The organism is Methanoculleus formosensis, from assembly GCF_025384765.1.
GTDB classification, from domain to species: Archaea; Halobacteriota; Methanomicrobia; order Methanomicrobiales; family Methanoculleaceae; genus Methanoculleus; species Methanoculleus formosensis.
The window spans coordinates 308,063-332,097 of sequence record NZ_VHLL01000001.1 but is presented as its reverse complement, the minus strand read 5'-3'; the positions used below and the strand labels follow the sequence as shown (position 1 = coordinate 332,097).

The following is a 24,035-nucleotide window of genomic DNA, read 5'->3' as shown; positions in this document are numbered from 1 at the left end:
GCATGGGAGAACTACTGATCAAGAACGGGTTCGTCTTCGACCCCCTGCAGGGGATCAAGGGCGACCGCATGGATATCGGAGTCAAGGACGGAAAGATCGTCGAAGCGGGCACCCTCAGCGCCCCGAAGACGATCGACGCTGCGGGCATGGCCGTGATGGCGGGCGGCGTGGATGTTCACTCCCACGTGGTCGGGCCGAAGGTGAACGTCGGCCGGCTCTTCCGGCCGGAGGACAAACTCTTCAAGAGCCCCCACAAATCCCCTACATGCAGCCGCATGGAGATGGGCTGCTCCGTCCCCTCGACGTTCAAGACCGGCTACGACTACGCGCGGATGGGCTACGTCTTCGTCAACGAGGCGGCGATGCCCCCGCTCCACTCCCCGCACGTCCACGAGGAGATACGGGATACCCCGATCATCGACAACGCCGCGATGCCGGTCTTCGGGAACAACTGGTTCACGCTCGAGTATCTTAAGAACAACGAGATCGAGAACAACGCCGCGTACACCGCCTGGCTTCTCCGGGCGACCCGCGGGTTCGGCATCAAGGTCGTCAACCCCGGCGGATCCGAAGCCTGGGGATGGGGACTGAACTGTGTCAACATCAACGACCCGGTTCCCTACTTCGACATCACCCCGGCCCAGATCGTCAAGGGCCTCATCGAAACGAACGAGCACCTCGGTCTCCCGCACTCGGTGCACCTGCACTGCAACAACCTGGGCAACCCCGGCAACTACACCGACACGCTCGATTCGATCAGACTCGCCGAGGGCTACACCCCGAAGAACAACTTCGGCCGCGAGCAGGTGCTGCACCTCACGCACCTGCAGTTCCACTCCTACGGCGGCGACTCCTGGGGGAACTTCGAGTCCCGGGCAAAAGACGTGATGGACTACGTCAACGCCCACGACAACATCACCGTCGATATCGGCCAGGTGACCCTCGACGAGACCACCACGATGACCGCCGACGGGCCGTTCGAGCACCACCTCTGCTCCCTCAACCACCTGAAGTGGGCGAACACCGACGTCGAACTCGAGACCGCCGCGGGCGTCGTCCCCTACATCTACAGCCCGAACGTCAAGGTCTGCACCATCCAGTGGGCGGTCGGCCTGGAACTGGCCCTCTTCTCGAAGGACTTGATGCGGACGTTCATCACTACCGACCACCCGAACGCCGGGCCGTTCACCCGCTACCCGCAGGTCATCGCCTGGCTGATGAGCAGGGCCGCACGTGACGAGACGATGAAGACGTTCAAGTGGCTTGACCGGACGATCGACGCCACCTCCATCGACAGTATCGACCGCGAACTCACGCTCTACGAGATCGCCCAGATGACCCGTGCAGGGCCGGCAAAGGCGCTCGGCATCAGCAACACCTACGGCGGCCTCGCCCCCGGCATGGATGCCGATATTGCTATCTACGGCCTCAACCCGGAGAACATGCCCTCCGACCCGGCAGAGATCGAGAAGGCCTTCTCCCGGTGCGCCTGGCTTGTCAAGGACGGTACCGTGACCGTCCAGGGCGGAGAAGTCGTCGCGGAGCCCGCAAAGCGGACGGTCTGGGTCGACGTGAAGGTCCCGGAGAACGCACAGGTGCAGAGAGACATCTACGAGCACTTCCTCCGGCACTACAGTGTGAAACTTGACAACTACTCCCTCTTCGAGGAACACCTCCACAACCCGCGGGTGATCGAGGTCAATACGACAGAATGAGGTGATGAGAAAAATGAAGACAGTAACCCTCACCCTGACCAAACCCCCCGAGCTCATGCTCGAGGGACAGAACATCACTCCGGATAACTTCGCAGGCAAGAAAGCCGCCGAGATAGCTGCTCTCGACGTCTGGGAAGGCAAACAGAAGGGGCCGCTCGGGAACTACTTCACCGTTGAAGGTGACGGCGGAGCGACGGCGGCCGAGACGAAGATCGTCCTCTGCGGGGACTGCACCCGCGTCAAAAGGGTCGGACAGCAGATGACCGCCGGCGAGATCGTCATCGAAGGCGACGCCGATATGTACATCGGCGGCTGGATGAAGGGCGGAAAAGTCCACGTAAAAGGAAACGTCGACTCGTTCTGCGGCATCGGGATGGAAGGCGGCGAGCTCATCATCGACGGAGAAGCCTATCACCACCTGGGCTCATCCCCCCGGGGCGAGTGGCGCGGCATGCAGGGCGGAGTGATCCGCGTGGCCGGGAACGTCGGCAACGACACCGCCACGTTCATCAACGGCGGGACGATCATCATCGGCGGCGACGCGGATATCCACGTCTCCACCCACGGCGAAGGAGGCACCGTTGTTATCAAGGGCAACGCGAAGGGCCGTGTCGGCGGACAGATGGTGAAAGGCGACATCTACGTCTTCGGGGAGATCGAGAACCCGCTCCCGGGATTCCAGAAGGTCGGCGAGGTGGAGCAGGAGGTCGACGGTGTGAAGGGGCGCTTCGCCCACTACATCGGGGATCTCGGCGAACGCCACCCGGTCTCCAAGGGCAAGCCGGTGTATGCAAATATCTACACCCGGATCTAACTTTTTTTATGCAAAAGCGGCCGTGTCGCCGGGAAGAGGCGATGATATGGGTATGACGCCATGATGAGGCGGCGCCTCGCAGTGAAACCGCTTGCAGAAGTCCGGGCGATGATGCGCTCGGCCTTCCCGTGCCCCGACCGGATCGCCACCCTCCCGGTCGCCGGGGCTGCCGGACGGGTGACGGCAGCGCCCGTATCCTCATTCCTGACGATCCCGGCAGAGGACATCGCATCAAGAGACGGGTTTGCCGTCGTGAGCAGCGAGACCGTCCCCGCGGGTAGCGAGAACCTCGTCCCGCTCAGGAACCCCTCCAGGGTGAACACGGGGAACGCGATCCCTCCCGGCTACGATGCGGTCGTCATGATCGAGGATGTCGCGGGGAGAGACGGCACCTGGAGCACGAAGAGAGCGGTGCTCCCGGGAGAGCATATCTTTCCTGCCGGCTCCGAGATCCGCCGGGGCGACCTGATCCTCCCGGCCGGGCACCGGATACGCCCCTGCGATATCGGGGCGCTCCTCTCCTGCGGGCTTACCGTAGTGGACGTGCGGGAGGTGAGGGTCGGCCTCATCCCAACAGGGAGCGAACTTGTTCCGGCAGGAAGCCTCCCTGGCCCGGGAGGGGCTGTCGAGAGCAACACCGCCGTTAGCGCGGCACTGCTCGGCGAGGCGGGCGCCACCTGCACCCGCTATGGAATCGTCCGCGACGATCCCGTGCTGCTCCGGGAGGCCATCGTGCGGGGCGTCCATGAAAACGATATGCTCCTGATCTCCGCCGGGTCGTCGGCAGGCACGCGCGACTTCACCGCCACCGTCATCGGCGAACTCGGGGAGGTGCTCGTCCGCGGCATCGCGATGAAACCGGGTGTACCGGCGATAGTCGGCCGGATAGACGGCAAACCGGCCATCGGGCTCCCGGGTTACCCGATCGCCGCCCTGACGGCCGCACGGGAACTCGCCCTCCCGCTGCTCGCGGCATGGGGATTCTCTCCCCCGCCGGTAGAGCGCCTCCGCGCCCGGCTCGCCGGGACGGTCACGGCGGACCCCGGCTACGACGAGTTCGTCCAGATCATCGTCTCGCGGGCCGGCGACGGGTATGCCGCGACCCCCCTGCCGCGGGGGGCCGGACCGCAGATGGCGCTGGTGCATGCAAACGCCTGCCTGCACGTCCCGAGAGGAACCGGGAGTATCGCCGGGGGCACCGAGGTCGAGATCCTGCTGACCGGGCAGTGCCGTGAGCAGGGGGAAGTCTGCGAACCTGCACGGGATCGAGAAGAGACGGTTCCCGTAAAGGGCAGCACCTGACGGGACTGCCGCGCTCAGGTTCCCGCCGTACCGCCGGCCGAACCCTTCCGGCAGTCCTCCTCCTCGCCGTCGTCTCCGCAGGTCTCCAGCAGGGGGCGGACTCGCTCCTCGAACAGGGGGAGCCTCTCCCGGAACTCACGCGCGAGCAGGAACGTCCGGACGGCGTCGCCCATCCCGCGGTGGGCGGCAAGGAGGTGGCGGCACTCCCGCGGGACAGGGTACCTGAAGTGCGTCGAGGCGACTGTCCCATCGGCGGCGGAGAACTCAATGAGGCGGGCGAGGCGATCGAGTGAGAGGACCTGTTTCATCCTGAAATGCCGCCGGATCTCCCGCTGGAGGTCGACCAGTATACACCCGTCGAGCGAGAAGCCCGCGGCACGGAAGGCCCGCTTCTCCATGCTGGCGGCAAAGACGACGATCGCCGGGACGTCCGCGGCCGAGACGAGCGACTCCATGAAGAGGCGGAGGTCGGCAAACGCTTTTTGTGCCGTCACCCCGGCCGCGGATATCCCGTCGCCCGGTATTCGGTAGAAGTGATCGTAGGGCATCCCGTACTCGCCGCGCCCCATGTTCGCCACGGTCGTCGCGACACCGGATGTCCTGCCGCACTCGTCGGTCACCTTCTTCCATATCTCGACGTCGACGTCGTAACAGAACTGCTCGCCCAGGTAGCGGACGCTGTCGTCCTGTGGCCGATAGACAACCGCACCGATCTCGATCGGCATCATGACCGCCCGGCAGGTGCCGTAGACATAACCGAACTCGATGTCCAGGTAGACGTGTCTGGTCGCCTCGTCCGCTTCCGGCTGCACCACGAGTAAGTATCTCTTCGGCGGCAACGAAAAGGTTTCGCGGTTGTTCCTTCTCCGGCAAAGGTTTATCCAGCAGGAGATAAGCCATTCTATAGAGAAGGACGGCAGGGCGCCCTGCATCCTACGAAGATGAAACTCTCCACCCTCTGGACCAGGATCCGCACCGCCGGCTTTTACGGGAAGAGACTCGCCCGACGCCCGGTGCCCGTCGCCCTCGACCGGGAAGGCGAGGTGCGTGCGCTCCTCGCCCGCTCCCCGTTCGGGATCACCGATATCACCGAGACCGCCCTCCCCCTCTACGACCGGGCGCTGACCCACCGGTCGTATGTGAACCACGGCGAGTACCCGGTAGCGACGTTCGAGGACAACGAACGGCTCGAGTTCCTGGGGAACTACGTCCTCGACTTCGTTATAGCCGACCACCTCTACGGCGAGTACGACCTCCCGCCGGGCGAGATGAACCGGAGGCTCCAGGTGACCAGGAACACGAAACTCGCCGAGATCGTGCGGCGGCAGGGCCTCGGCATCGACGCCGCCGTCAGGGGGCACGGGCAGGCGCCGACCGACTCGATCGTCGCCGACGCCTTCGAGGCCCTGATCGGCGCGATCTACCTCGATCGCGGCCTCGACGTGGCGCGGGGTGTGGTCCTTGCGATATTCGAGGAGGAGATCGCGGAGTGCGACACCCACAGGAACTACCGCGGGAGGCTCCAGGAGTTCGTCGCCCGGGAGAACCTCGGCGAACTCGAGTACGCCTTCCGCCAGACCGGGCCCGGGAACTGCCCGGTCTGGGCCGCACGGGTGACCGTCGGAGGGGTTCCGTCCGGAGAGGGGAGGGCAAAGACCAAACAGGGCGCAGCGATGCTCGCGGCAAAAGAGGCGCTCGGACGTTTCGGGGAGGGGTGAGGTGGCCGGCAGGGACGCGACCGTCGCGGTCGTCCGGTGCGACGATTACACACCGGAGACGGTCGATGCGGCCGTCCGCCGCGCGATCGATCTCATCGGCGGCATCGGGAGGTTTGTCACGCCAGAAGAGGGGGTCTTCCTCAAGCCAAACCTCCTCCAGGGACAGGAGCCGGAACGGTGCGTCACCACCCACCCGGCGGTCGTCGCCGCCGTCGCACGGCTCCTCGTGGAGCACGGGTGCCGGGTCGTCGTCGGCGACAGCCCCGGCGCCGGGATCGTCTACAACGAGGCGAACCTGCGGCGGGGATATTCACGGAGCGGGTTTACCGCTGTGGCGGAGGAGACCGGCGCCACCCTGAACTACGATACCGGTTCCGAGACCATCTCGTTCCCGGAAGGCGAGGCGGTGAAACAGTTCCCGATCATCACCCCGGCCGTCCGGGCCGACGCGATCGTGGTCGTCTCGAAGGTGAAGACCCACATGTGGACGCGGATGACCGGCGCCGCAAAGAACCTCTTCGGGCTGATTCCGGGACTGGAAAAACCAGTCTACCACTTCCGGTTCCAGGACGAGTACGCCTTCGGCAGGATGCTCGTCGATCTCAACGAGTGCATGAAGCCCCGGCTCCAGGTCGTGGACGCGGTCGTCGGGATGGAGGGGGACGGCCCCCAGGCGGGGAGCCCGAGAACGATCGGGGTCATCCTTGCCGGAAGCGACTACGCGGCCGTCGACACCGTCCTCGCGCGGCTCATCGGCATGGACCCGCTCGAGATCGGGAGCACGAGAAGCGCCGTCGAGCGCGGGCTCCTCGATCCCGAGAGTATCCGGACGGTCGGCGACGACCCCGCGGAGTTCGCGGTCCCGGACTTCCGGAAACCCTCGACCTACGCCGGCGGCCGGACAGGCGTCTGGCGGCGGGTCGTCCAGGCCGTCGTCCGGCGGTTCGGGAGGACCTACGCCCCCCGGCCTGGCGTGATCGCTCCCCCATGCATCGGCTGTGGGAAGTGCGAGCGGATCTGCCCCGTGCAGGCGGTCACCATCGCCGAAGGCAGAGCGACAATCGATCTCGCGCGGTGCATCCGGTGTTACTGCTGTCATGAGATCTGCACCGAGCACGCCATCGGCCTCTCGCGGAGCCTCACCGGGCGGTTCCTCGCCCGCCTGCTCGGGTGAGAACAAAGCCGGCAACACCCGGACACCAGTTTCTTTTCGCGGCTTCGCGCTCTTCGCACCTGCGGTGCTCATGCTCCGGATGTCCCATCCATCACTCTTCGAGGGAGACTGTATCACTATCAGCAGTCGATATCGCACGCGAAGCCGCGAAGAACGGGAAGTCCGGTATAATCACCTGTAACTCCCCTTCGCACCTGGCGGTGCTCGAACTCCTTTTCCTTCGGGAAAGCCGTCCTTCGCGGCTTCGCGCTCTTCGCGTGAGACCGTATCGTCATCTATACTAATCACTCACGCGAAGAACGCGAAGATCGGATTATATGAGATCAGCGAAGTACCGGCCAAAACACTCATGAACGATCGGAGAAAGAGCAGGGGTCATGCCATGCCCGTTCTGCAACCCGGCCCCCGAAGATATTGTTGCCGAAAACGACCTCTGCTACGCCCGCTATGACATCCACCCCGCGAACCCCGGCCACCTGCTGGTGATCCCATTCCGACACGTCGCGAGTTACTTCGATACGACGGATGAGGAGAAGATGGCTCTTGCCCGGCTCATCGACGACTGCCGGACGCTCACCGACCGCGAACGGCACCCCGACGGCTACAACATCGGCGTCAACGTCGGTGAAGCCGCGGGGCAGAACGTCATGCACGTCCACATCCATTTCATCCCGCGCTACCGGGGAGATGCCGGAGAACACGGAGGAGGTGTTCGGGGCGTGTTCCCGTGCGAACCGGAGTAACGGCGAACGTTGATCTTTGAGCACAATTCCCGGGTTTCTCACCGTGCCGCCGCGCCCGGCAGAGCGGCAGCAGGCATGCACCAGCCGATCCCCCGGGTGCCCATTTGGAATGATTAATTATGAAGGTAAGGCATAGGTACCCTACGAGGGACAATAGTGCAGACGCTGCTCTTCCTAATAGTATTCCCCATCCTCGTTGCGTGTCTTTTATTGTTCGTGAAGCGGACGACACTTCGCTACGCGGTGGTCACCCTCTCGGCTCTCGCTATCGGCGGGGCATCGATATACCTGCTCATGCGGTATGCATTCGAGGGCGCGGTGTATTTCGCCGCGCCTTCGGAGGCGGTCGGCCTCGCCATGGTGATCATCGAGATGGGTCTTGCGCTCTTCATCATCTACATGGGAGCGAAGTTCAGGAATTACCTGGCAATCCTGCTAGCCGCCATCCAGGCGGTGCTGGTGGTATACCTCGAGATGACGTTCTCGGGGAGCCTTCACGCGGCGAACAACCTCTTCATCGACCAGTTCTCCATCATCATGGCCCTGATCATCGGGCTGATCGGGAGCCTCATAGCCGTATACTCGGTCAGGTACATGGAGACGTATCACCGCCACCACCCGGAGGTGCGCGACCGGCAGACGTTCTTCTTCTTCGTCATCTTCGCCTTCCTCGCCGCGATGTTCGGCCTGGTCTTCTCGAACAACCTCATGTGGATCTTCTTCTTCTGGGAGATCACCACCATCAGCTCGTTCCTGCTGATCGGCTACTCGGAGACCGAAGAGGCAACGAAGAACGCCTTCCGCGCCCTGGTGATGAACCTTCTCGGCGGAGTCGCCTTCATCGTGGCGATCATCCTCCTCGCCGCAACCGAACCGACGAGCGGGGGCATCGATCTCGCCCGGGTGCTCGCCTCGGGCGACACGGCCATCGTCCTGATACCCGCCGTCCTGATCGGGTTTGCCGGGATCACGAAGGCCGCGCTGATGCCCTTCTCCTCCTGGCTCCTCGGGGCGATGGTGGCCCCGACCCCGGTCTCGGCCCTGCTCCACTCGAGCACCATGGTCAAGGCCGGCGTCTACATCCTGGTCAGGTTCTCGCCGGTCTTCGCCGGGACGTTCGCCGGGTTCTCCATCGGCCTCGTCGGCGGAGTGACCTTCCTGGTTGCGTCCGCGATAGCGATATCACGGAGCGACGCGAAGTCGGTCCTCGCCTACTCGACGATAGCAAACCTCGGGCTGATAGCCGCCTGTGCGGGTGTCGGGACATACATGCTCGTCTGGGCAGCGATCCTCCTGATCGTCTTCCACGCCGTCGCGAAGGCGCTCCTCTTCCTCGGGACCGGGGTGATCGAGCAGCGGACCGGGAGCCGTAACATCGAGGACATGGAGGGCCTGATCGTCCGGATGCCGAAGATGGCGGTGATGATGTTCATCGGGATCGCCGGTATGTTCCTTGCGCCGTTCGGTATGCTGATCTCCAAGTGGGCGGCTATCGAGGCGTTCGTCCAGGTCCCCTTCGGCCTGGTCTTCATCGCCATCCTCGCCTACGGGAGCGCCGTCACGGTCTTCTTCTGGGCGAAGTGGATGGGCAAACTCGTCACGGTCACCCGGAACACGGAGCGGGTCGAGAAAGGGTTCTTCAAGGAACCCTGGGCCCCCCTCTACATCATCACCGGCCTCGTGATAGCGGCCGTCCTCCTCTTCCCGGTCATCTCCTCGGCACTGATCGAGCCCTACGTCCTTGCGATCTACGGGGTCACGGCACTCATGGAGCAGGCGAACGTCGCCATCATGCTCCTGATGATGGCCCTGCTCCTGGTCCTCCCCGTCTCGTTCCTCCTCTTCAAGAGGACCGCAAGACACCTCCCGGCCTACATGGGCGGGAGGCCCTCGACGCCGGACCTGCAGTTCGCAGGCTCCCTCGGCCTGACCCGGGAAGCCCAGACGCGGAACTACTACCTCACCGAGTACTTCGGTGAGGCAAAGCTCTTCCGGCCGGGGGCGGCGGTCTGTATCGTCCTGATCCTGGTCTCCTGGGTCCTCGCGGGGGTGGCGTTATGAACTGGCTCATCGGCGCAGTCCTCTTCCTCATCCTCGCGCCCATAGGCGGTGGCCTCATCGCCGGTATCGACCGGAAGATCACCGCGCGGATGCAGGGAAGAGTCGGGCCGCCGCTCCTGCAGCCCTTCTACGATGTCGGCAAGCTCTTCGAGAAGGAACGGGCGGTCGTCACCACGGCGCAGAACTTCTACGTCCTCGCTTACCTGATCTTCATCGCCCTCTCCGGCGCGCTCTTCTTCGCGGGAGGGGACCTCTTGCTGATCGTCTTTGCCTTCACGCTCGCCCATGTCTTCCTGGTGCTCGGGGCCTACGCGGTCCACTCGCCCTACAGCCACATCGGGGCCGAGCGGGAACTGATCCAGGTGATGGCCTACGAACCGATGATCATCCTCGCGGCCGTCGGGCTCTACATGGTCAGCGGGAGTTTCTACGTCACGGATATCGTTACGACGACCGTGCCGGCGATCCTCTACCTCCCCGGCGTCTTCCTGGGCTTTGTGGTAATTCTGACCATCAAACTCAGGAAGTCCCCCTTCGACATATCGACGTCGCACCACGCGCACCAGGAGATCGTCAAGGGGATCACGACGGAGTTCTCGGGCTCCACGCTCGCGCAGGTCGAGATCGCCCACTGGTACGAGAACGTCTTCCTCCTCGGGTTCGTATTCCTCTTCTTTGCCTGGAATCCGGTACTCGGGATCATCGCGGTCGCGGTCACCTACCTTGCGGAGATCTTCGTCGACAACGTCACCGCACGGGCGCGGTGGCAGGCCGCACTGAAGAGCGGGTGGCTTGCAACGCTCCTTGGGATCGTGAACCTGGCGATCCTCTCCTATATGATGCTTGGGGGTGCATGAGTACCATGGCATTTCTGAAGCGATCGCCCTGGATCCTTCACTATGATGCATCCAGCTGCAACGGGTGCGACATCGAGGTGCTTGCATGCCTGACACCGCTCTACGATGTGGAGCGGTTCGGGATCATCAACACCGGAAACCCGAAGCATGCGGATATCCTGATGATCACCGGCGGGATCAATGAGTTGAACCGGGCGGTGGTCAGGAACCTCTACGAGCAGATGCCGGAGCCGAAGGTTGTCGTTGCGATAGGCATCTGCGCCGCGACCGGCGGCATATTCCGGGAATGCTACAACATCGCAGGCGGCGTCGACAAGATTATCCCCGTCGACGTCTATGTCCCGGGATGCGCGGCACGGCCGGAGATGATCATCGACGGCGTTGTTACGGCGCTCTCGATCCTCGAGGAGAAACGGGCGAAGATGACCGGGGCGGCGCAGATAAAAGATGATGCGCGGCAAGCGGCAGGTGAGACCACATGACGGTTAACGAAGAGCAGACTACTATCGGCGTCGCGCTGGAGGACCTCACCCGTGAGGTCAAAGCACTCCAGACCGACGGATATCGGCTGGTCCAGATCGGGTGCACGGACACCGGCGGGGCCTACGAGGTCAACTACTCGTTCGACAGAGGCTACCAGTACCGGAACCTGCGCCTGACGGTGGGGCCGGAGACGGAAGTCCCGAGCATCTCCGATATCTACTGGGGGGCGTTCGTCTACGAGAACGAGATGCACGACCTCTTCGGGATTCCGGTCAACGGAATAAACATCGATTTCAAAGGGACGTTCATCAAGACGGCGGAGAAGTATCCGTTCAGCGTCACGAGAAGGGGGGGTGACCAATGCCGGAACGCATAATCGTCCCGTTCGGGCCGCAGCACCCGGTGCTGCCCGAGCCGATCCACCTCGACCTCGTCCTCGAGGACGAGACGGTGGTAGAGGCGGTCCCCTCCATCGGCTACATCCACCGGGGGCTTGAGCGGCTGATCGAGAAGCGCGAGTATACCGAGTATGTCTACGTGGCAGAGAGGATCTGCGGGATCTGCAGTTTCATGCACGCCCTCTGCTACAGCCAGGGTATCGAGGAGATCATGAAGATCGAGGTCCCCGACCGGGCGCACTATCTCCGGACGATCTGGTCGGAGTGTTCGCGTCTCCACTCTCACCTCCTCTGGCTCGGCCTCTTTGCGGACTCTATGGGCTTTGAGAACCTCTTCATGCGTTCCTGGCAACTCCGGGAGAGCGTGCTCGACGTGCTCGAGGACACCACGGGCGGCCGGGTCATCCAGGGGACCTGCAAGGTCGGCGGGGTCCGGCGCGACATAGGAGCGGAGAAGCTCGCAGAGATGCACCGCGCGCTCGACCCCTTCGAGGCACAGTGCCGGGATCTCGGCGACGTCTTCTTGAACGACGAGACGGTGAAGTACCGCCTCCAGGGCCTTGGTGTCATCTCAAAGGACGAGGCCTACGCCCTCGGGGCGGCCGGACCGACCGCCAGGGGGAGCGGGGTCGCGATGGATCACCGCGAGACCGGCTACGCCGCTTACGGAGATCTCGGCTTCAAGCCGGTCGTGGAGACCGCCGGGGACTGCTACGCCCGGTGCGCCGTCCGGGTTAAGGAGGTCTACGCCTCTATCGACCTGATCCGCCGGGCGATCAGCGAGATGCCCGAAGGATCCCTCGACGTGAAGGTCAAGGGAGCGCCCGACGGCGAGTACTTCTCCCGCGTGGAGCAGCCGCGGGGCGAGGTCGTTCACTACCTGCGGGGCAACGGCACGAAGCACCTTGCCCGTGCCCGGATAAGGACGCCGACGCTCGCGAACATCCCGCCGCTCGTGAAGATGCTCCCGGGAGCCCAGCTCGCCGACGTCCCGGTTGTCGTCCTCTCGATCGACCCCTGCATCAGCTGTACGGAGAGGTGAAGAACGTATGGGGATATTTCAGATGACAAAGACGGTTCTCCGGAACCTTGCCGGCGGGCCCGCCACCCGGCAGTACCCGGCGGTCCCGGCGCGAACAGGCCCCCTCACCCGGGGACACGTCGTCTTCGACCCGGCCACCTGCCGCTCCTGCAGCCTCTGCTCGAAACGGTGTCCGTGCGAGGCGATCCGTCTCGACAAGGAGGCGAAGGTCTGGGAGATCGACCGTATGCGTTGCATCGCCTGCGGCGACTGCGTCGAGAGCTGCCCGTTCGGGAGCCTCGCGATGGAGCCCGAGTACTTCTCGCCGGTAGTGGAGCATGTGGTGGAGCGCTACACCATCACCTACGTGAAGCCCGAGAAGCCGGCGAAGAAACCGGCTGATGAGAGCGCGGGCGCGTGAAGTGAGGGGGCCGGGGCGAGGAAACCCCGCCGCGATCTTTTTTTTTGGCAATTTTTTGACCGGCAACTATCGAACGGTAGGGGGTCAAAAGGTTAGCACATGCAATCGCAACTACTGAAACAGCCGGAACTATAAGAAAATCCCGTACACTGGACCGTGAGAATATCGCCACAGGGGGAAGGGGCTGACGGGGAGGGGGGAGCATCCCCCCTCCCCTGTCTCTACCCCCATAAGGCTCTACCTGTGACCCCACCCCGCCCGGCCTCCTCCCCCGCCCCAGGGGGCGGGGGCAGTCACGGCGATAACCGGTGGAAAGCCGTGGATGGGCATACGTGATCGATATGAATTTGATCACCATCGGGCGCAAGGATTGGGGTGCGACCTTCGATATGTAAGAGCCATACCACCCCTTTGCCCCCATCGCTCACTTCCTCACCAGCGGGTGCACCATATGGATGATGTCGTAGGTGTGGCTCGGATAGGCCCAGGGGATGGCGTCAAGCGCCAGATCGTCCACTGTCAGGCCGTGTTTGAGCGCGAGGGCGAAGACGTTGATCACCTCCTCGACGTGCGGCCCGATGAGGTGAGCCCCGAGAATCCGGCGGGAGTCCTCGTCCACCAGGAGTTTGTAGCCGGCGTGCTTCTGGCCGATGCTCCGGTTGGTGAACCGCCCGGAGAGATCGCCGGCGTTGGCGACGTAGGGAATTCCCCTCTCCTTCGCCTTCTCCTCCGTGAGCCCGACAGACGCGATGGGCGGACTGGTGAAGACAGCGCTCGGGACGACGGAGTAGTCCGCGACGCGGGTGTTGCCGTGCAGGATGTTGTCGACGACGATGTGGGCGTCCCCCACCGCCACCGGCGTCAGTTGCGGACTCTTCGCGTTTGCATCCCCGACGACGTAGACCGCCGGGTTCGAGACGCTCTGGAGGTACTCATTGACCGCGATCCCCCGGCGGTCGGTCTCGATCCCACCGGCGGCAAGGTCGAGGCCCTCAAGCGCAGAGACCCTGCCCGCGCCGTGGACCGCCATATCGGCACCGAAAGTCTTCTCCTCCCCCTTCCTCCCGGCCCGGACCCGGAGGCCACTGCCGTCCCTCTCGACCGAGACGAGCGGCATATTTGTCTGCACGTCGATCCCCGCCTCAACTGAGGCCAGCAGCAGGCGGTCGACGATATCGGGATCGAACCCCGAGAGAGGCCGATCGCCCCGCTGCAGGATGGTCACCGCCGATCCGGCAGCGGCGGCGACGTGGGCGAACTCAAACGAGATGTAACCTCCGCCGACGAAGACGATCCGCTCCGGGAGCGCTTCAAGATAGAAGAAGTCGTCGCTCGGGGTCATCAGGTCCTCGCCCGGGACGCCGAGCGGCCGGGCATGCGCACCGGCGGCGACCACGATGTACCGGGCGATGAGGGTATCGCCGCCGACCACCACGCGATCCGGCCCGGCAAAACGGGCAAACCCGTGATAAGCGTGGATCCCCGCCGCCCGGAAGCTCTCCTCCCTCCGCCGGGGGATGGGATCGGTGAAGGTCCTCTCAAAGGCGACCAGCTGCGGCCAGTCGATAGAGACCGCACCCCGGATGCCGTTCCCCTGCAGGCCACGGACACGGGAGACCGCCTCCGCGGCACCGGCGAGCACTTTTTTGGGGACACAGCCCCGCAGGCCGCACGTCCCCCCGTATTCCCGGGAATCAACGATCGCTACCTGCATTCCGGCCTTCCTGCAGTGCCAGGCTATGTCGGAACCGGCGACCCCTGTTCCGATAACGACGACGTCATACTCCCGTTCCATATGCGGCTACGGTTGCTGCCGACCGCCATAATGGTTACCCCGGGGCGGTCGTGCCGGTCAGAAGTAGAGCAGGGAGACGATCCCGACGGCGACGAGGATGAAGATGACCGTCAGAACGCCCCCTGCCACGATGTAGTCGCGGTTCCGGTAGCCTCCCGGGCCCATCAGAAGGGCGTTCACCGGGTGCGTGGGGAGGAGGAAGGAGTTCGAGGTGCAGATCCCGGTGAGGAGCGCGAGCCCCCGGGGATCGAGCCCGAGCGAGCCCGCCATCACGAGCGCGAGCGGGACCAGGAGGACGGTTGCCGCGATGTTCGAGATCACGAGTGAGAACGCGGTCGCGAGAACGGCGACGGCGACGAGGATGAGGATCGTCGGGTACCCCGCGACCAGGTCGATCACCCGGTCGGCGATAAACCGTGCGGTTCCAGTCGTATCCATGGCGATGCCGAGCGGGAGGAGGCCGGCGATCAGGACGAGTGTCCGCCAGTCGATGGCCCGGTAGACCTCGCCTATCGGGATGACCCGGAGGAGAACCATCGCGACCACCCCCGTTAGAAGGCTTATCGGGATCGAGAGGTCCGTGAAGGTGAGACCGACGGCGGCAGCAAAACAGAGGACGGCGGCAACCGCTCCACGCTTGCGAACCCCCGTCCGCCCCTCGACGGGAGTCGCCAGGACGAAGTTCCGGCTCGTCCCGAACGCCCGGAGCCGTCCCCAGCGGCCCAGAATGACCATCGCATCGCCTGCCCGGAGGGGAAGGTCGGCAAGGCCCTCCCGCAACTCTTCTTCCCCGGAGAGGATGACCAGCACCTCGGCGCCGTAGGTGATCCGAAACTCGAGATCCCGGAGCGTCTTCCCGATGACCGGAGCATACGGCCGGACGATCACCTCCGCGAACCCCACATTCGGGTCCGACATGACGTTTGCGGTGCTCTCCCCGACCCTGACCCATTCAAGACCGAAATCGTCTTCGAACCGTTTGACGTCCCGATCCTCCCCGAGGATGCTGAGTTCCTGCCCGGCGGCGAACCGGGTATGCCGCCATGGCGTGTAGACGATCTCGCCCTCCTCGGCGATGGAGATGAGGTGGAGGGCGTAATGGGAGATCATGCGGACATCCTCCCGCGTCTTCCCGACAAGGGGGCTTTTCACAGGGACCCGCAGGTAGGAGAGCCGGCAGGGCAGGCGCCAGGTCTGGATCAACTCCTCCTGTGGGGTCGGGCGGACCTTCCCCTGCCGGGGAAGGACCCGGTCTCCGAAGAAGTAGAAGAAGGCGATCGCGATGAGCAGGAGCGGCAGACCGACGGGGGCAACGGCAAAGAGCTCAAAGGGTGCATACCCCCGCTGTCGGAGGAGGTCGTTCAAGATGATGAGGGTCCCCGCCCCGACCATGCTGATAGTCCCTCCGATGGTCGCAGCGTAGCCGACCGGCAGGAGAAGGCGCGATGCCGGAACCCTCGTGAGCGACGAGACCCGCAGGAGCAGGGGCAGGAAGACGGCGGTAGCGCCGACGCTCTGCATGAACGCCGAGAGTCCGCCGGCGACGAGCGAGACGGCGGCGATCAGACGCCGTTCTTCGCGGCCGGCAAGACCGACTATCGCGCGGGCGATCCGGACGGTCACCCCCGTGCGGTCGAGCCCGCGGCCGAGAACCATCACCGAGAGCATGGCGATGACCGCGCTGCTCGAAAAGCCGGAGAGAGCCTGTACCGGGGTGACGAGGCCGAACCACGCGAGCGCGAGGGTCACCAGGACGGCGGCGACGTCAACCCGGACGATGCCGGTGATGAAGAGGACGGCGGCGCCGGAGAGCACCAGCAGGGTGAGGAGGACCTCGGTCTCCATCGGGCACCCTGAGGTGCGGTGAGAAGAAATAGATGCGGTCGGGTCCGGACGATCACTCGTAAATTGCGCGGGTGACCCGGTGCGGCTCAAACCGGCCGCGGTGGAAGACCCGGACCTCGACCTCCGCACCCTTCCGGAAGTCGCGCATCAGGAGGTCGTAGGTCCGCCGGACGTAGCGGAGGTTCTCCTGAGCGAAGAGGTCGCGGAGAGCCCGCCGGAACCGGACCGCCTGGTCGAGGAACGACGCCTCGTAAGCCCGGGTCTCCCGGGCGATCCGGGCGCACTCCTCCGGGTCGATCGGGGTGTTGTAGCAGCCGTGCTCGTTTAAGCCGCCGATCTGCCGCCAGTCGACGGCACCCGTCTCGTCAGCCTCGCGGTGGAGCATGTAGGGATAGACCCGGCAGATAGCAAACCTCTGATCGTAGATGCTGCACCTGCCGTTTTCGAGGAATACACAGGATCCGTCCGGCTTCGTCCTGAGGGCGTAACCCGATACGTAGAAACGGCCCTGCTGGTCGCAGGCATCGAAGTCCGGCGCCGGGATGAGGGCGTCCGGCGCAAACCTGCGGACACGGTCGGTGTCCTCTTCGAGCAGAAAGACATGGCCGTTGAACTCCCGTGTGCAGCACCGCCCGCAGCAGTCGCAGGAGAACCCGACCTCACGGATGATCTCGATGAACTCCTCTTCCGGGAACTGGAGGAGATTATCGCGTTCTGCCTTGAGGGCGGCAATCTCTTCATCGAACGTGAACGTAACCGGCAGCCTCCGTCATCGTGCCCGGCACGAACGCCGGGATCGTTGTCTCAGTGTTGGCCGGGGAGGGGGATATGCCCTTCGGCCCGCGACGCAACCGTGCAGGCAAACGCAGAATCCGCTCTAGCGTCCGGCTGTGGTCGATCGCGGCGCTCGTCGGCTACGCCGCCTACATCGCCCTGATCTTCGAGGTGATCAGGTGAGAACATGAGCTGGAAGACTTCAAAAATATTCGTAGGTTACACAAACCTGATGCTCTGGCGGGTGTATCTCCCTTCAACGGATAGGTGAACAGATATGGAGAAGTGGAGTCCGGTGCTGGTGGTCGTCCTCGGCTGCCTGGTGATCGCCGCGATCATCGGGACCGCCCTCGCGTCGGAGGATGCGGGGAACGAGACCCACGGGGATTTACAGAAGTTTGCGTCGAAAGAAGAGATAGAAGCATTCCTGAAAGAACACGCGCGGGGAGGGTGGAGCGACAGCGGCTACCCGCGCACCACCGGGGGCGTCGTGCCTGAAGTCAATTACGCCCCGGCACCGATGGCGACGTCCGCCCCGACCTCCTCCGCCGGCGACTACTCTACGACGAACGTACAGGTGCAGGGCGTGGACGAGGCGGACTTCCTGAAGAACGACGGGAAGTACATCTACGTCATCTCAGGCGAGAGGCTCGTGATCATCGAGGCCTTCCCACCTGAGGACGCGAAGATCATCGCTGATCTCCGGATCGACGGGATCCCGAAGGCGCTCTTCCTCGCCGGCGGCCGCCTGGTGGTCTTTGCCACGACGACGGAACAGGAAATGACCGCCGTGGAGGGGAGCGTAACGCCGGTCCCGGTCTGGCGGACGATGACCCATGCCTACGTCTACGATATCAGCGACCGAGAAGACCCGGAACGGATCCGCGACGTGACCTTCACCGGGAACTACTATGACGCCCGAATGGTCGGGGACTACGTCTACACCATCACGCAGGAGTCCCCGGTCTGGGTGCGGGACAGGATAGCCCTCCCCGAGGTGCGGACGGACGACGGCGAGCCGATTCAGCCCGACGTCTACCGCCCGGGAAGCCCTCTCCAGAACTACGTCTTCTACACCGCAGGCGGCTTCTCGGTCCGGGACAACACGGGCGCTCCCGACGCCGAGACCTTCCTCCTCGGTTACGACACCACCCTCTTTGCGTCGCAGGAGAACCTCTACATCGGCTACCGGAACATGGGGCCGGTCTATAGCGACGTGATCTTCGAGGTGCCGCCGGACGGCTCCGGCAGCCGGGAAGAGACCATCATTCACCGGTTCGCGATCGACGACGGCAGGATAGACTACAAGGCCATGGGGAGGGTCCCCGGGCATCTCTTGAACCAGTTCTCGCTCGACGAGTACGAGGGGAACCTCCGGGTGGCAACGACCGTCGAGGGATGGACGCGCGAGGGGTCAATCCAGTACAACAACGTCTATGTCCTCGATCCCGCGATGGAGACCATCGGGACACTCGAACATATCGCGCCGGACGAGCGGATATACGCCGCCCGGTTCATCGGCGACCGGCTGTACCTCGTGACGTTCAAGCAGATCGACCCCCTCTTCGTCATCGACCTCTCGGACCCGAAGCGCCCGGGCATCCTCGGCGAGCTCAAGATCCCCGGCTACTCCGACTACCTCCACCCCTATGACGCCGACCACATCATCGGCGTCGGGAAGGAGACGGAAGAGAACGGCTGGGGCGGCGTCTCGGTCGGGGGTCTCAAGGTTGCCCTCTTCGACGTCTCGGACGTGAACAAACCCGTCCTGGTCGACAACGTCGTGATCGGCGAGGCCGGAACGGACTCCGCGGCGCTCCGCGATCACAAGGCCTTCCTCTTTGTGAAAGAGAAGGACCTCCTCGTCCTCCCGGTGAGCGAGATAGTGCGGGTGGAGAATCCCGCATCGAAATACCCCGGCTCGTACAGCACCGCGACCTGGCAGGGGGCTTACATCTACCGGGTGAGCCCCGCCTCCGGGTTCTCCCTGGAGGGGAAGGTCACCCACGCCGAGAAGGGATCCCCCTACACCTGGAACGCGCCCGATGCGGTAGAGCGATCGCTCTTCATGGACGAGACCCTCTACACCGTCTCAAAGAGGAGCGTCATCATGACCAACCTTGCCGACGGCAATCGGATAAACGAGGTCCTCCTCCCCTACCGGTGGGAAACCTACCCGACCCCGTACCCGGTCTGGTGAGCGGGAGGGCGGTGCTTCCTGACCGCCTTGAAGATCTCCATCACGACCACGACCGAGGAGGCGAGGACGAGCAGCGTGACCCACTCGACCGGAGAGACGGGCTGCACCTGGAGGACGTCCTGGAGGAAGGGCACGTAGAGCGCGAGGATATGGATGCCCTGTGCGGCGACGACCCCGGCAATCAGGAAGTAGTTGCGGCTTATCGGGATGCGGAAGGCCGAGAGATACTCCGACCGGCAATTAAAGACATGGAAGTTCTCGAGGAGCACCATCAGCAGGACGACCAGGTTCCGGGCCGCAAACTCATCCCATCCATTCGAGAGGAGCCAGTGCCAGGCGCCGAGCGCAATCAGGGCGATCGTCACGCCGGAGAGGAGCGTCTCTTCTATCATCAGCCGGTTGAAGATCCCCTCCTCCGGCCTTCGCGGCGGCCGATCCATGACCCCGGGCTCGCCTCCTTCGAACGCGAGCGCCACACCCTGAATCCCGTTCGTTACCAGGTTCAGCCAGAGGAGCTGGACGGCAAGGAGGGGCAGCGGCAGACCGATGAGGAGGGCGATCAGGAAGAGGAGGACCTCCGCGAACCCCGTCGAAATCAGGAGATAGACGACCTTCCTGACGTTGTCGTAGGCATACCGCCCTTCCTCGATCCCGGCGACGATCGAGGCGAAGTCGTCGTCGGTGACGATCAGCGATGCCGTATCCTTGGCGACATCGGTTCCGGAGCCCATCGCGACCCCGATGTTCGCGCTCCGGAGCGCCGGCGCGTCGTTGACCCCGTCCCCGGTGACCGCAACGAAGGCCCCGCTCTCCCGGTACGCCTCGACGATCCGGAGTTTCTGCAACGGCGTCACCCGGGCAAAGACCCGGGTGCCTTGCACACGGCTGACGAACTCGGAGTAGGTCGAGACCTCCGGGTCCCCCAGTTCCGCGCCGGTGACGACCCGGTCGGGGGAGTCCGTGATCTCAAGCTCCCGGGCGATGGCAAGGGCCGTTGCGGGGTGATCTCCGGTCACCATCACCACGTCGACCCCGGCACGGCGGCACCGCCGCACGGCATCGGGCACGTCGGGCCGGATCGGGTCCATGAACCCGACCAGGCCGAGGAGTTCGAGGGGCGGCATCTCCGGATTATCCACGGAGACCGGCCCTTCCGCACGACCGCCGGCCACGGCAAGCACCCGATAGCCCCGGGAGGTGAGGGTATCGTGCTCCTCCTGCACCCGGTCCGGGTCGAGGGGCTCCCCCCTCCCGTCTCCCGCGGTCATGGTCAGGCAGAACGGGAGGACCGTCTCGACGGCGCCCTTGACCGCCACCCGCACCTCCTCGCCGTCCCGGTACCAGACGGCGGCATACCGGCGCTCGGACTCGAAGGGGATCTCGGCAACAGAAGGCATGCTCTGGCGGATGCCGGCGGGGTCAAGCCCCATCTTGTAGGTGAGCGCGAGGAACGCCACGTCGATCGCGTCGCCCCGGTGTGTCCAGTCCCCTGCATCGGTCCGTTCCAGGCCGGCCTCGTTGCTGATCGTGGCAGCCCGGGCCAGGCTCTCTACCCGGTCACGGACGGAGCCGGCCACCGGGTCACCCGCCCCGTCGAGGATCTCCCCCTCGCCCGCATACCCGGCACCCGTGACGGAGATCTCCTCCCCCGTGGGCAGAAGAACCACCCGGGCGGTCTGCTGGTTCACGGTGAGGGTGCCGGTCTTGTCGCTCGCGATCAGCGTGCAGCTCCCGAGACTCTCCACGGCGGCGAGGAACCGGACGATGACGTTGCGCCCCGCCATCCGCGAGGTCGCGATCGAGAGCGCGACGGTCAGGGCGACCGGCAGGCCCTCGGGGATCGCCGAGACGGCAAGGGCGACGGCGAGGAAGAAGACCTCAAGGGGAGGGACCCCCTGGCCGAGGACGATGATAGCAAGCAGTCCTGTGGCGGCAAGGACGGCGATGCTGATCTTCCGGGAGAAATCCTCCATGCGGAGGACGAGCGGGGGTTTGCCCGTCTCAGACGTCGTGACCGTCTCGGCGATCTGCCCGATCTCGGTATGCTGGCCCGTCGCGACCACGATCCCGGTGCCGCGGCCGGTCATGACGGTGCTGCCGGCATAGAGCATACCCAGGCGGTCGCTGGGGGGGAGGTTTGCATCCACGGGCTCGGGGTCCTTCCTGACCGCGTGGGACTCGCCGGTCAGGAGCGATTCGTCGACGGCGAGGGACCGTGTCGTGAGGATGCGGATGTCGGCGGGGACCCGGTCGCCCGACTCCAGGGCGACACGGTCTCCGGGGACCAGGTCTTCCGCCGGGATGGTCGCCTCGCGGCCTCCCCGTATCACCCGTGCGTAGATCTTGAGCATCTGCTGCAGGGCCGTCGCGCTCCTCTCCGCCTTCACCTCCTGGAACGTCCCGATGACGGCGTTGATCAGGATGACCACGAAGATGAAGGCGGCGTCGGTGAAGTCGGCGAAGAGGAGCGAGATGATCCCGGCTGCAAGGAGGACGTAGATGAGCGGGCTCATGAACTGCCGGAGGAAGACTTCAATCACCGTTGGAGGACGCTTCTCCGGGAGGGCGTTCTCCCCGAAGATCTCCCGGCGACGGGCGACCTCGGCATCGGAGAGCCCTTCCTCCGGCGAGCCGAGCTGCCCGGCTACGTCGTCCGCCGGGATGGCGTGCCATGGCGTCGTCCGCGACCTGTCGGGGGTGAGGGAGAGATCCGTCATCGCTCATCCGGTGCCTTCAGTGATCGCTACCCGCGTCGCCGCAGTCCTTCCCGGGGGATGCCTGCCGGCGCGTGCTCCGGGACCCACCGCCCTTCCGCGTGCGCGAGGTACAGGGCACTGTTGACGAGGCCGATATGGGTGTAGGCCTGGGGGAAGTTGCCGAGGTACTCGCCGGTCCCGGGATCGAACTCTTCCGGCAGGAGACCCACGCTGTTCATCCGGGCGACAATCCCGGTAAAGATCTCCTTCGCCTCCTCCACCCTCCCCGAGAGGGCCAGCACGTCCACCAGCCAGAAGGTGCAGAGGCCGAAGGCTCCCTCCCCACCGGGGAGGCCGTCGTCGGTGAGGTAACGATAGACGAGCCCGTTCTTCGTCAGGTGCTCGATCGTCGCATCGATCGTCCCCTGCACGCGCTCGTCGTCGAAGGGGAGAAACTCAACGAGCGGGATGCGGAGATTGGACGCATCAAGCGCCTTCGACCCGAACGCCTGGACGAACGAGCCCACTTCCTCGTCATACCCCTCGGCGAGCACCCGTTCCCGGATGGTCGCCCGGGTCCTCTTCCACCAGTCGACGCCTCCCGCGAGGCCGTGGTGCTCCGCGAGGTAGATCGCCCGGTCGAGAGCGACCCAGACCATCACCTTCGAGTAGACGAAGTGCTGCGGTGGGCCCCGGATCTCCCAGATCCCCTGGTCGGGCTCCTTCCACCTCCTGCAGGCGTAATCGGCGACGGCGGAGAGGAACCGGAGGGCCTCGGGACCCAGGTTCACGCCCCGGCGGGCGAGCTCGTAGCCGGTCGAGACAAGTTCCCCGAAGGTCTCGAGCTGTAACTGGCGGGCGGCGGCGTTTCCTATCCTGACCGGGCGTGAGCCCCGGTAGCCCTCCAGGTGTTCGAGTTCAATCTCTTCGGGATCGGCAGTTGGATCGTGCAGCCCGAAGAGCACCTGCGGCTGACGTGCTCCCGAGTGCGCCTCGGCCGTCCGCTCCATCCACTGAAGGAACTCGATCGCTTCCCTGGGATGGCCGAGGGAGACCAGGGCCTGGGCCGTCATCGAGGCGTCGCGGACCCATGCGTAGCGGTAGTCCCAGTTCCGGACCCCGCCGATCTCTTCGGGGAGAGACGTTGTGGGAGCAGCGGCGATCGCCCCCGAATCGGCCATGGTCAGGAGTTTCAGGGTCAGCTCGGCCCGGGTGACGTAAGGGAGCCACTCACCGGCCCACCGTGGTGTCTGCGCCAGGTCCTCGTAGTGCGCCCATGTCCGCCAGACCCGGATCGTCTCGTCGAACGCCGCCTCGGCGCGGGCGGGGTCGCAGGTCATGTCCTCGATACCCCAGTGGGTCTGAAGAACTCTCCGCTCGCCCTCCCGCATCGTAAACCGGGCGCGAAGAACGGCATCCCGTCCGGCTTCGTCGATCGCGGCGCTCTCAGGACCGCAGAGAAAGAGAGCCTCACCGCCGCCGGTGGCAAGCCACCCGCCCGGAACCTCTTCTATCTGCGTTCGGGTCCGGGCGTAGTCGAACCGCGGCGACCACTCGACCGCCACCTCTACGGTACCCTCCTCGCAGTCGAGCATACGGACGATCACCGGCGGCGCATGCGACCCCCCGCGACCGGCGATCTCCCCGGAGAGGGGCATCAGGTCGGTCACCGCAAGCCTCCCCGAGTCTGTTGCGAACCGGGTGACGAGGACGTTCGTATCCTCGATGTAGTCCTGGTCGCCGGACCCGCCGTCCGCGACCGAGACCGAGAAGCGCCCGCCCTGCCCGGCATCGAGGATAGCGGCAAAGACGCTCGGGCTGTCAAGATACGGGAAGCAGCACCAGTCGATCGAGCCGTTCCGACCGACGAGCGCCGCCGTCCGGAGGTTGCCGATGAACCCGTAGCCCGAGATAGGCAGGTAGCCGGCAGGGGCCGGATCTCCTGGCGGGCGAGGGTCGTCTGGAGTGCGCATGGGGGGAGACCGGACGCCAATCTATAAAAATCTGCAGGTGGCGGC

The 24,035-nt window shown here is 64.8% G+C and carries 20 protein-coding genes; 14 read left to right on the top strand and 6 right to left on the bottom strand.

The window, feature by feature from the left end:
• Positions 1–2 precede the first annotated feature (2 nt).
• Genes FKB36_RS01810 through FKB36_RS01800 form a run of 3 tightly spaced genes read left to right on the top strand, consistent with a single transcriptional unit; the run spans position 3 to position 3,831 of the window.
• On the top strand, positions 3–1,715 hold the full coding sequence (locus FKB36_RS01810) for a formylmethanofuran dehydrogenase subunit A (protein ID WP_261596314.1): 1,713 nt from the start codon (positions 3–5) through the stop codon (positions 1,713–1,715).
• Between the two features lie 13 nt (positions 1,716–1,728).
• On the top strand, positions 1,729–2,529 hold the full coding sequence (locus FKB36_RS01805; protein ID WP_261596313.1) for a formylmethanofuran dehydrogenase subunit C: 801 nt from the start codon (positions 1,729–1,731) through the stop codon (positions 2,527–2,529).
• A 60-nt stretch (positions 2,530–2,589) separates the two neighbouring features.
• Entirely contained in the window at positions 2,590–3,831 is a 1,242-nt protein-coding gene (locus FKB36_RS01800; RefSeq protein ID WP_261596312.1) for a molybdopterin-binding protein, read from the top strand.
• Between the two features lie 14 nt (positions 3,832–3,845).
• Here FKB36_RS01800 and FKB36_RS01795 read toward each other — a convergent pair whose 3' ends face one another.
• On the bottom strand, positions 3,846–4,646 hold the full coding sequence (locus FKB36_RS01795; protein WP_261596311.1) for a hypothetical protein: 801 nt from the start codon (positions 4,644–4,646) through the stop codon (positions 3,846–3,848).
• 126 nt (positions 4,647–4,772) lie between these two features.
• Between FKB36_RS01795 and FKB36_RS01790 the strand changes: the two genes are divergently transcribed.
• The 9 genes from FKB36_RS01790 (at position 4,773) to FKB36_RS01750 (ending at position 12,707) form a co-directional block, all read left to right on the top strand.
• The gene (locus FKB36_RS01790; RefSeq protein WP_261596310.1) at positions 4,773–5,549 is read left to right on the top strand and encodes a ribonuclease III family protein; all 777 of its coding nucleotides are present in this window, start codon (positions 4,773–4,775) and stop codon (positions 5,547–5,549) included.
• Between the two features lies 1 nt (position 5,550).
• Positions 5,551–6,723 (top strand): DUF362 domain-containing protein, encoded by a 1,173-nt coding sequence (locus FKB36_RS01785; RefSeq protein WP_261596309.1) that lies wholly within the window; start codon positions 5,551–5,553, stop codon positions 6,721–6,723.
• Between the two features lie 377 nt (positions 6,724–7,100).
• A complete protein-coding gene (locus tag FKB36_RS01780; RefSeq protein ID WP_261596308.1) occupies positions 7,101–7,466 on the top strand; it encodes an HIT family protein in 366 nt (121 codons plus the stop codon).
• A gap of 156 nt (positions 7,467–7,622) precedes the next feature.
• Entirely contained in the window at positions 7,623–9,527 is a 1,905-nt protein-coding gene (locus FKB36_RS01775; protein WP_261596307.1) for an NADH-quinone oxidoreductase subunit 5 family protein, read from the top strand.
• Positions 9,524–10,384: a respiratory chain complex I subunit 1 family protein gene (locus tag FKB36_RS01770; protein WP_261596306.1), complete on the top strand. Its 861-nt coding sequence runs from the start codon at positions 9,524–9,526 to the stop codon at positions 10,382–10,384. The genes FKB36_RS01775 and FKB36_RS01770 overlap by 4 nt, the downstream gene beginning before the upstream one ends.
• A gap of 5 nt (positions 10,385–10,389) precedes the next feature.
• Positions 10,390–10,866 carry an NADH-quinone oxidoreductase subunit B family protein gene (locus FKB36_RS01765; RefSeq protein WP_261596305.1) on the top strand — a complete coding sequence of 159 codons (477 nt, stop codon included), beginning with the start codon at positions 10,390–10,392 and terminating at the stop codon, positions 10,864–10,866.
• Positions 10,863–11,243, top strand: a complete 381-nt coding sequence (locus FKB36_RS01760) for an NADH-quinone oxidoreductase subunit C (RefSeq protein WP_261596304.1) — start codon at positions 10,863–10,865, stop codon at positions 11,241–11,243. Before FKB36_RS01765 ends, FKB36_RS01760 begins: the two co-directional genes overlap by 4 nt.
• Positions 11,228–12,307, top strand: a complete 1,080-nt coding sequence (locus FKB36_RS01755; RefSeq protein WP_261596303.1) for a hydrogenase large subunit — start codon at positions 11,228–11,230, stop codon at positions 12,305–12,307. The genes FKB36_RS01760 and FKB36_RS01755 overlap by 16 nt, the downstream gene beginning before the upstream one ends.
• A gap of 22 nt (positions 12,308–12,329) precedes the next feature.
• Positions 12,330–12,707, top strand: a complete 378-nt coding sequence (locus FKB36_RS01750) for a 4Fe-4S dicluster domain-containing protein (RefSeq protein ID WP_261596302.1) — start codon at positions 12,330–12,332, stop codon at positions 12,705–12,707.
• 424 nt (positions 12,708–13,131) lie between these two features.
• Here FKB36_RS01750 and FKB36_RS01745 read toward each other — a convergent pair whose 3' ends face one another.
• The 3 genes from FKB36_RS01745 to FKB36_RS01735 are packed head-to-tail and all read right to left on the bottom strand — an operon-like array spanning position 13,132 to position 17,014.
• Positions 13,132–14,502, bottom strand: a complete 1,371-nt coding sequence (locus tag FKB36_RS01745) for a dihydrolipoyl dehydrogenase family protein (RefSeq protein ID WP_261596301.1) — start codon at positions 14,500–14,502, stop codon at positions 13,132–13,134.
• 57 nt (positions 14,503–14,559) lie between these two features.
• Positions 14,560–16,347: an SLC13 family permease gene (locus FKB36_RS01740; protein WP_261596300.1), complete on the bottom strand. Its 1,788-nt coding sequence runs from the start codon at positions 16,345–16,347 to the stop codon at positions 14,560–14,562.
• Positions 16,348–16,399: 52 nt separating this feature from the next.
• Positions 16,400–17,014, bottom strand: coding sequence for a YkgJ family cysteine cluster protein (locus tag FKB36_RS01735; RefSeq protein ID WP_315901816.1), 615 nt, complete (start codon positions 17,012–17,014; stop codon positions 16,400–16,402).
• Between the two features lie 161 nt (positions 17,015–17,175).
• Between FKB36_RS01735 and FKB36_RS01730 the strand changes: the two genes are divergently transcribed.
• The gene (locus FKB36_RS01730) at positions 17,176–17,304 is read left to right on the top strand and encodes a hypothetical protein (protein WP_261596299.1); all 129 of its coding nucleotides are present in this window, start codon (positions 17,176–17,178) and stop codon (positions 17,302–17,304) included.
• A gap of 94 nt (positions 17,305–17,398) precedes the next feature.
• Positions 17,399–19,321, top strand: coding sequence for a beta-propeller domain-containing protein (locus tag FKB36_RS01725; RefSeq protein WP_261596298.1), 1,923 nt, complete (start codon positions 17,399–17,401; stop codon positions 19,319–19,321).
• Here FKB36_RS01725 and FKB36_RS01720 read toward each other — a convergent pair.
• Together FKB36_RS01720 and FKB36_RS01715 are read right to left on the bottom strand one after the other, a co-directional pair.
• Positions 19,294–22,038: a cation-translocating P-type ATPase gene (locus FKB36_RS01720; RefSeq protein WP_261596297.1), complete on the bottom strand. Its 2,745-nt coding sequence runs from the start codon at positions 22,036–22,038 to the stop codon at positions 19,294–19,296. The two genes, FKB36_RS01725 and FKB36_RS01720, sit on opposite strands and share 28 nt — an antisense overlap.
• A gap of 26 nt (positions 22,039–22,064) precedes the next feature.
• Positions 22,065–23,990, bottom strand: coding sequence for a glycoside hydrolase family 15 protein (locus FKB36_RS01715; protein ID WP_261596296.1), 1,926 nt, complete (start codon positions 23,988–23,990; stop codon positions 22,065–22,067).
• Positions 23,991–24,035 lie beyond the last annotated feature (45 nt).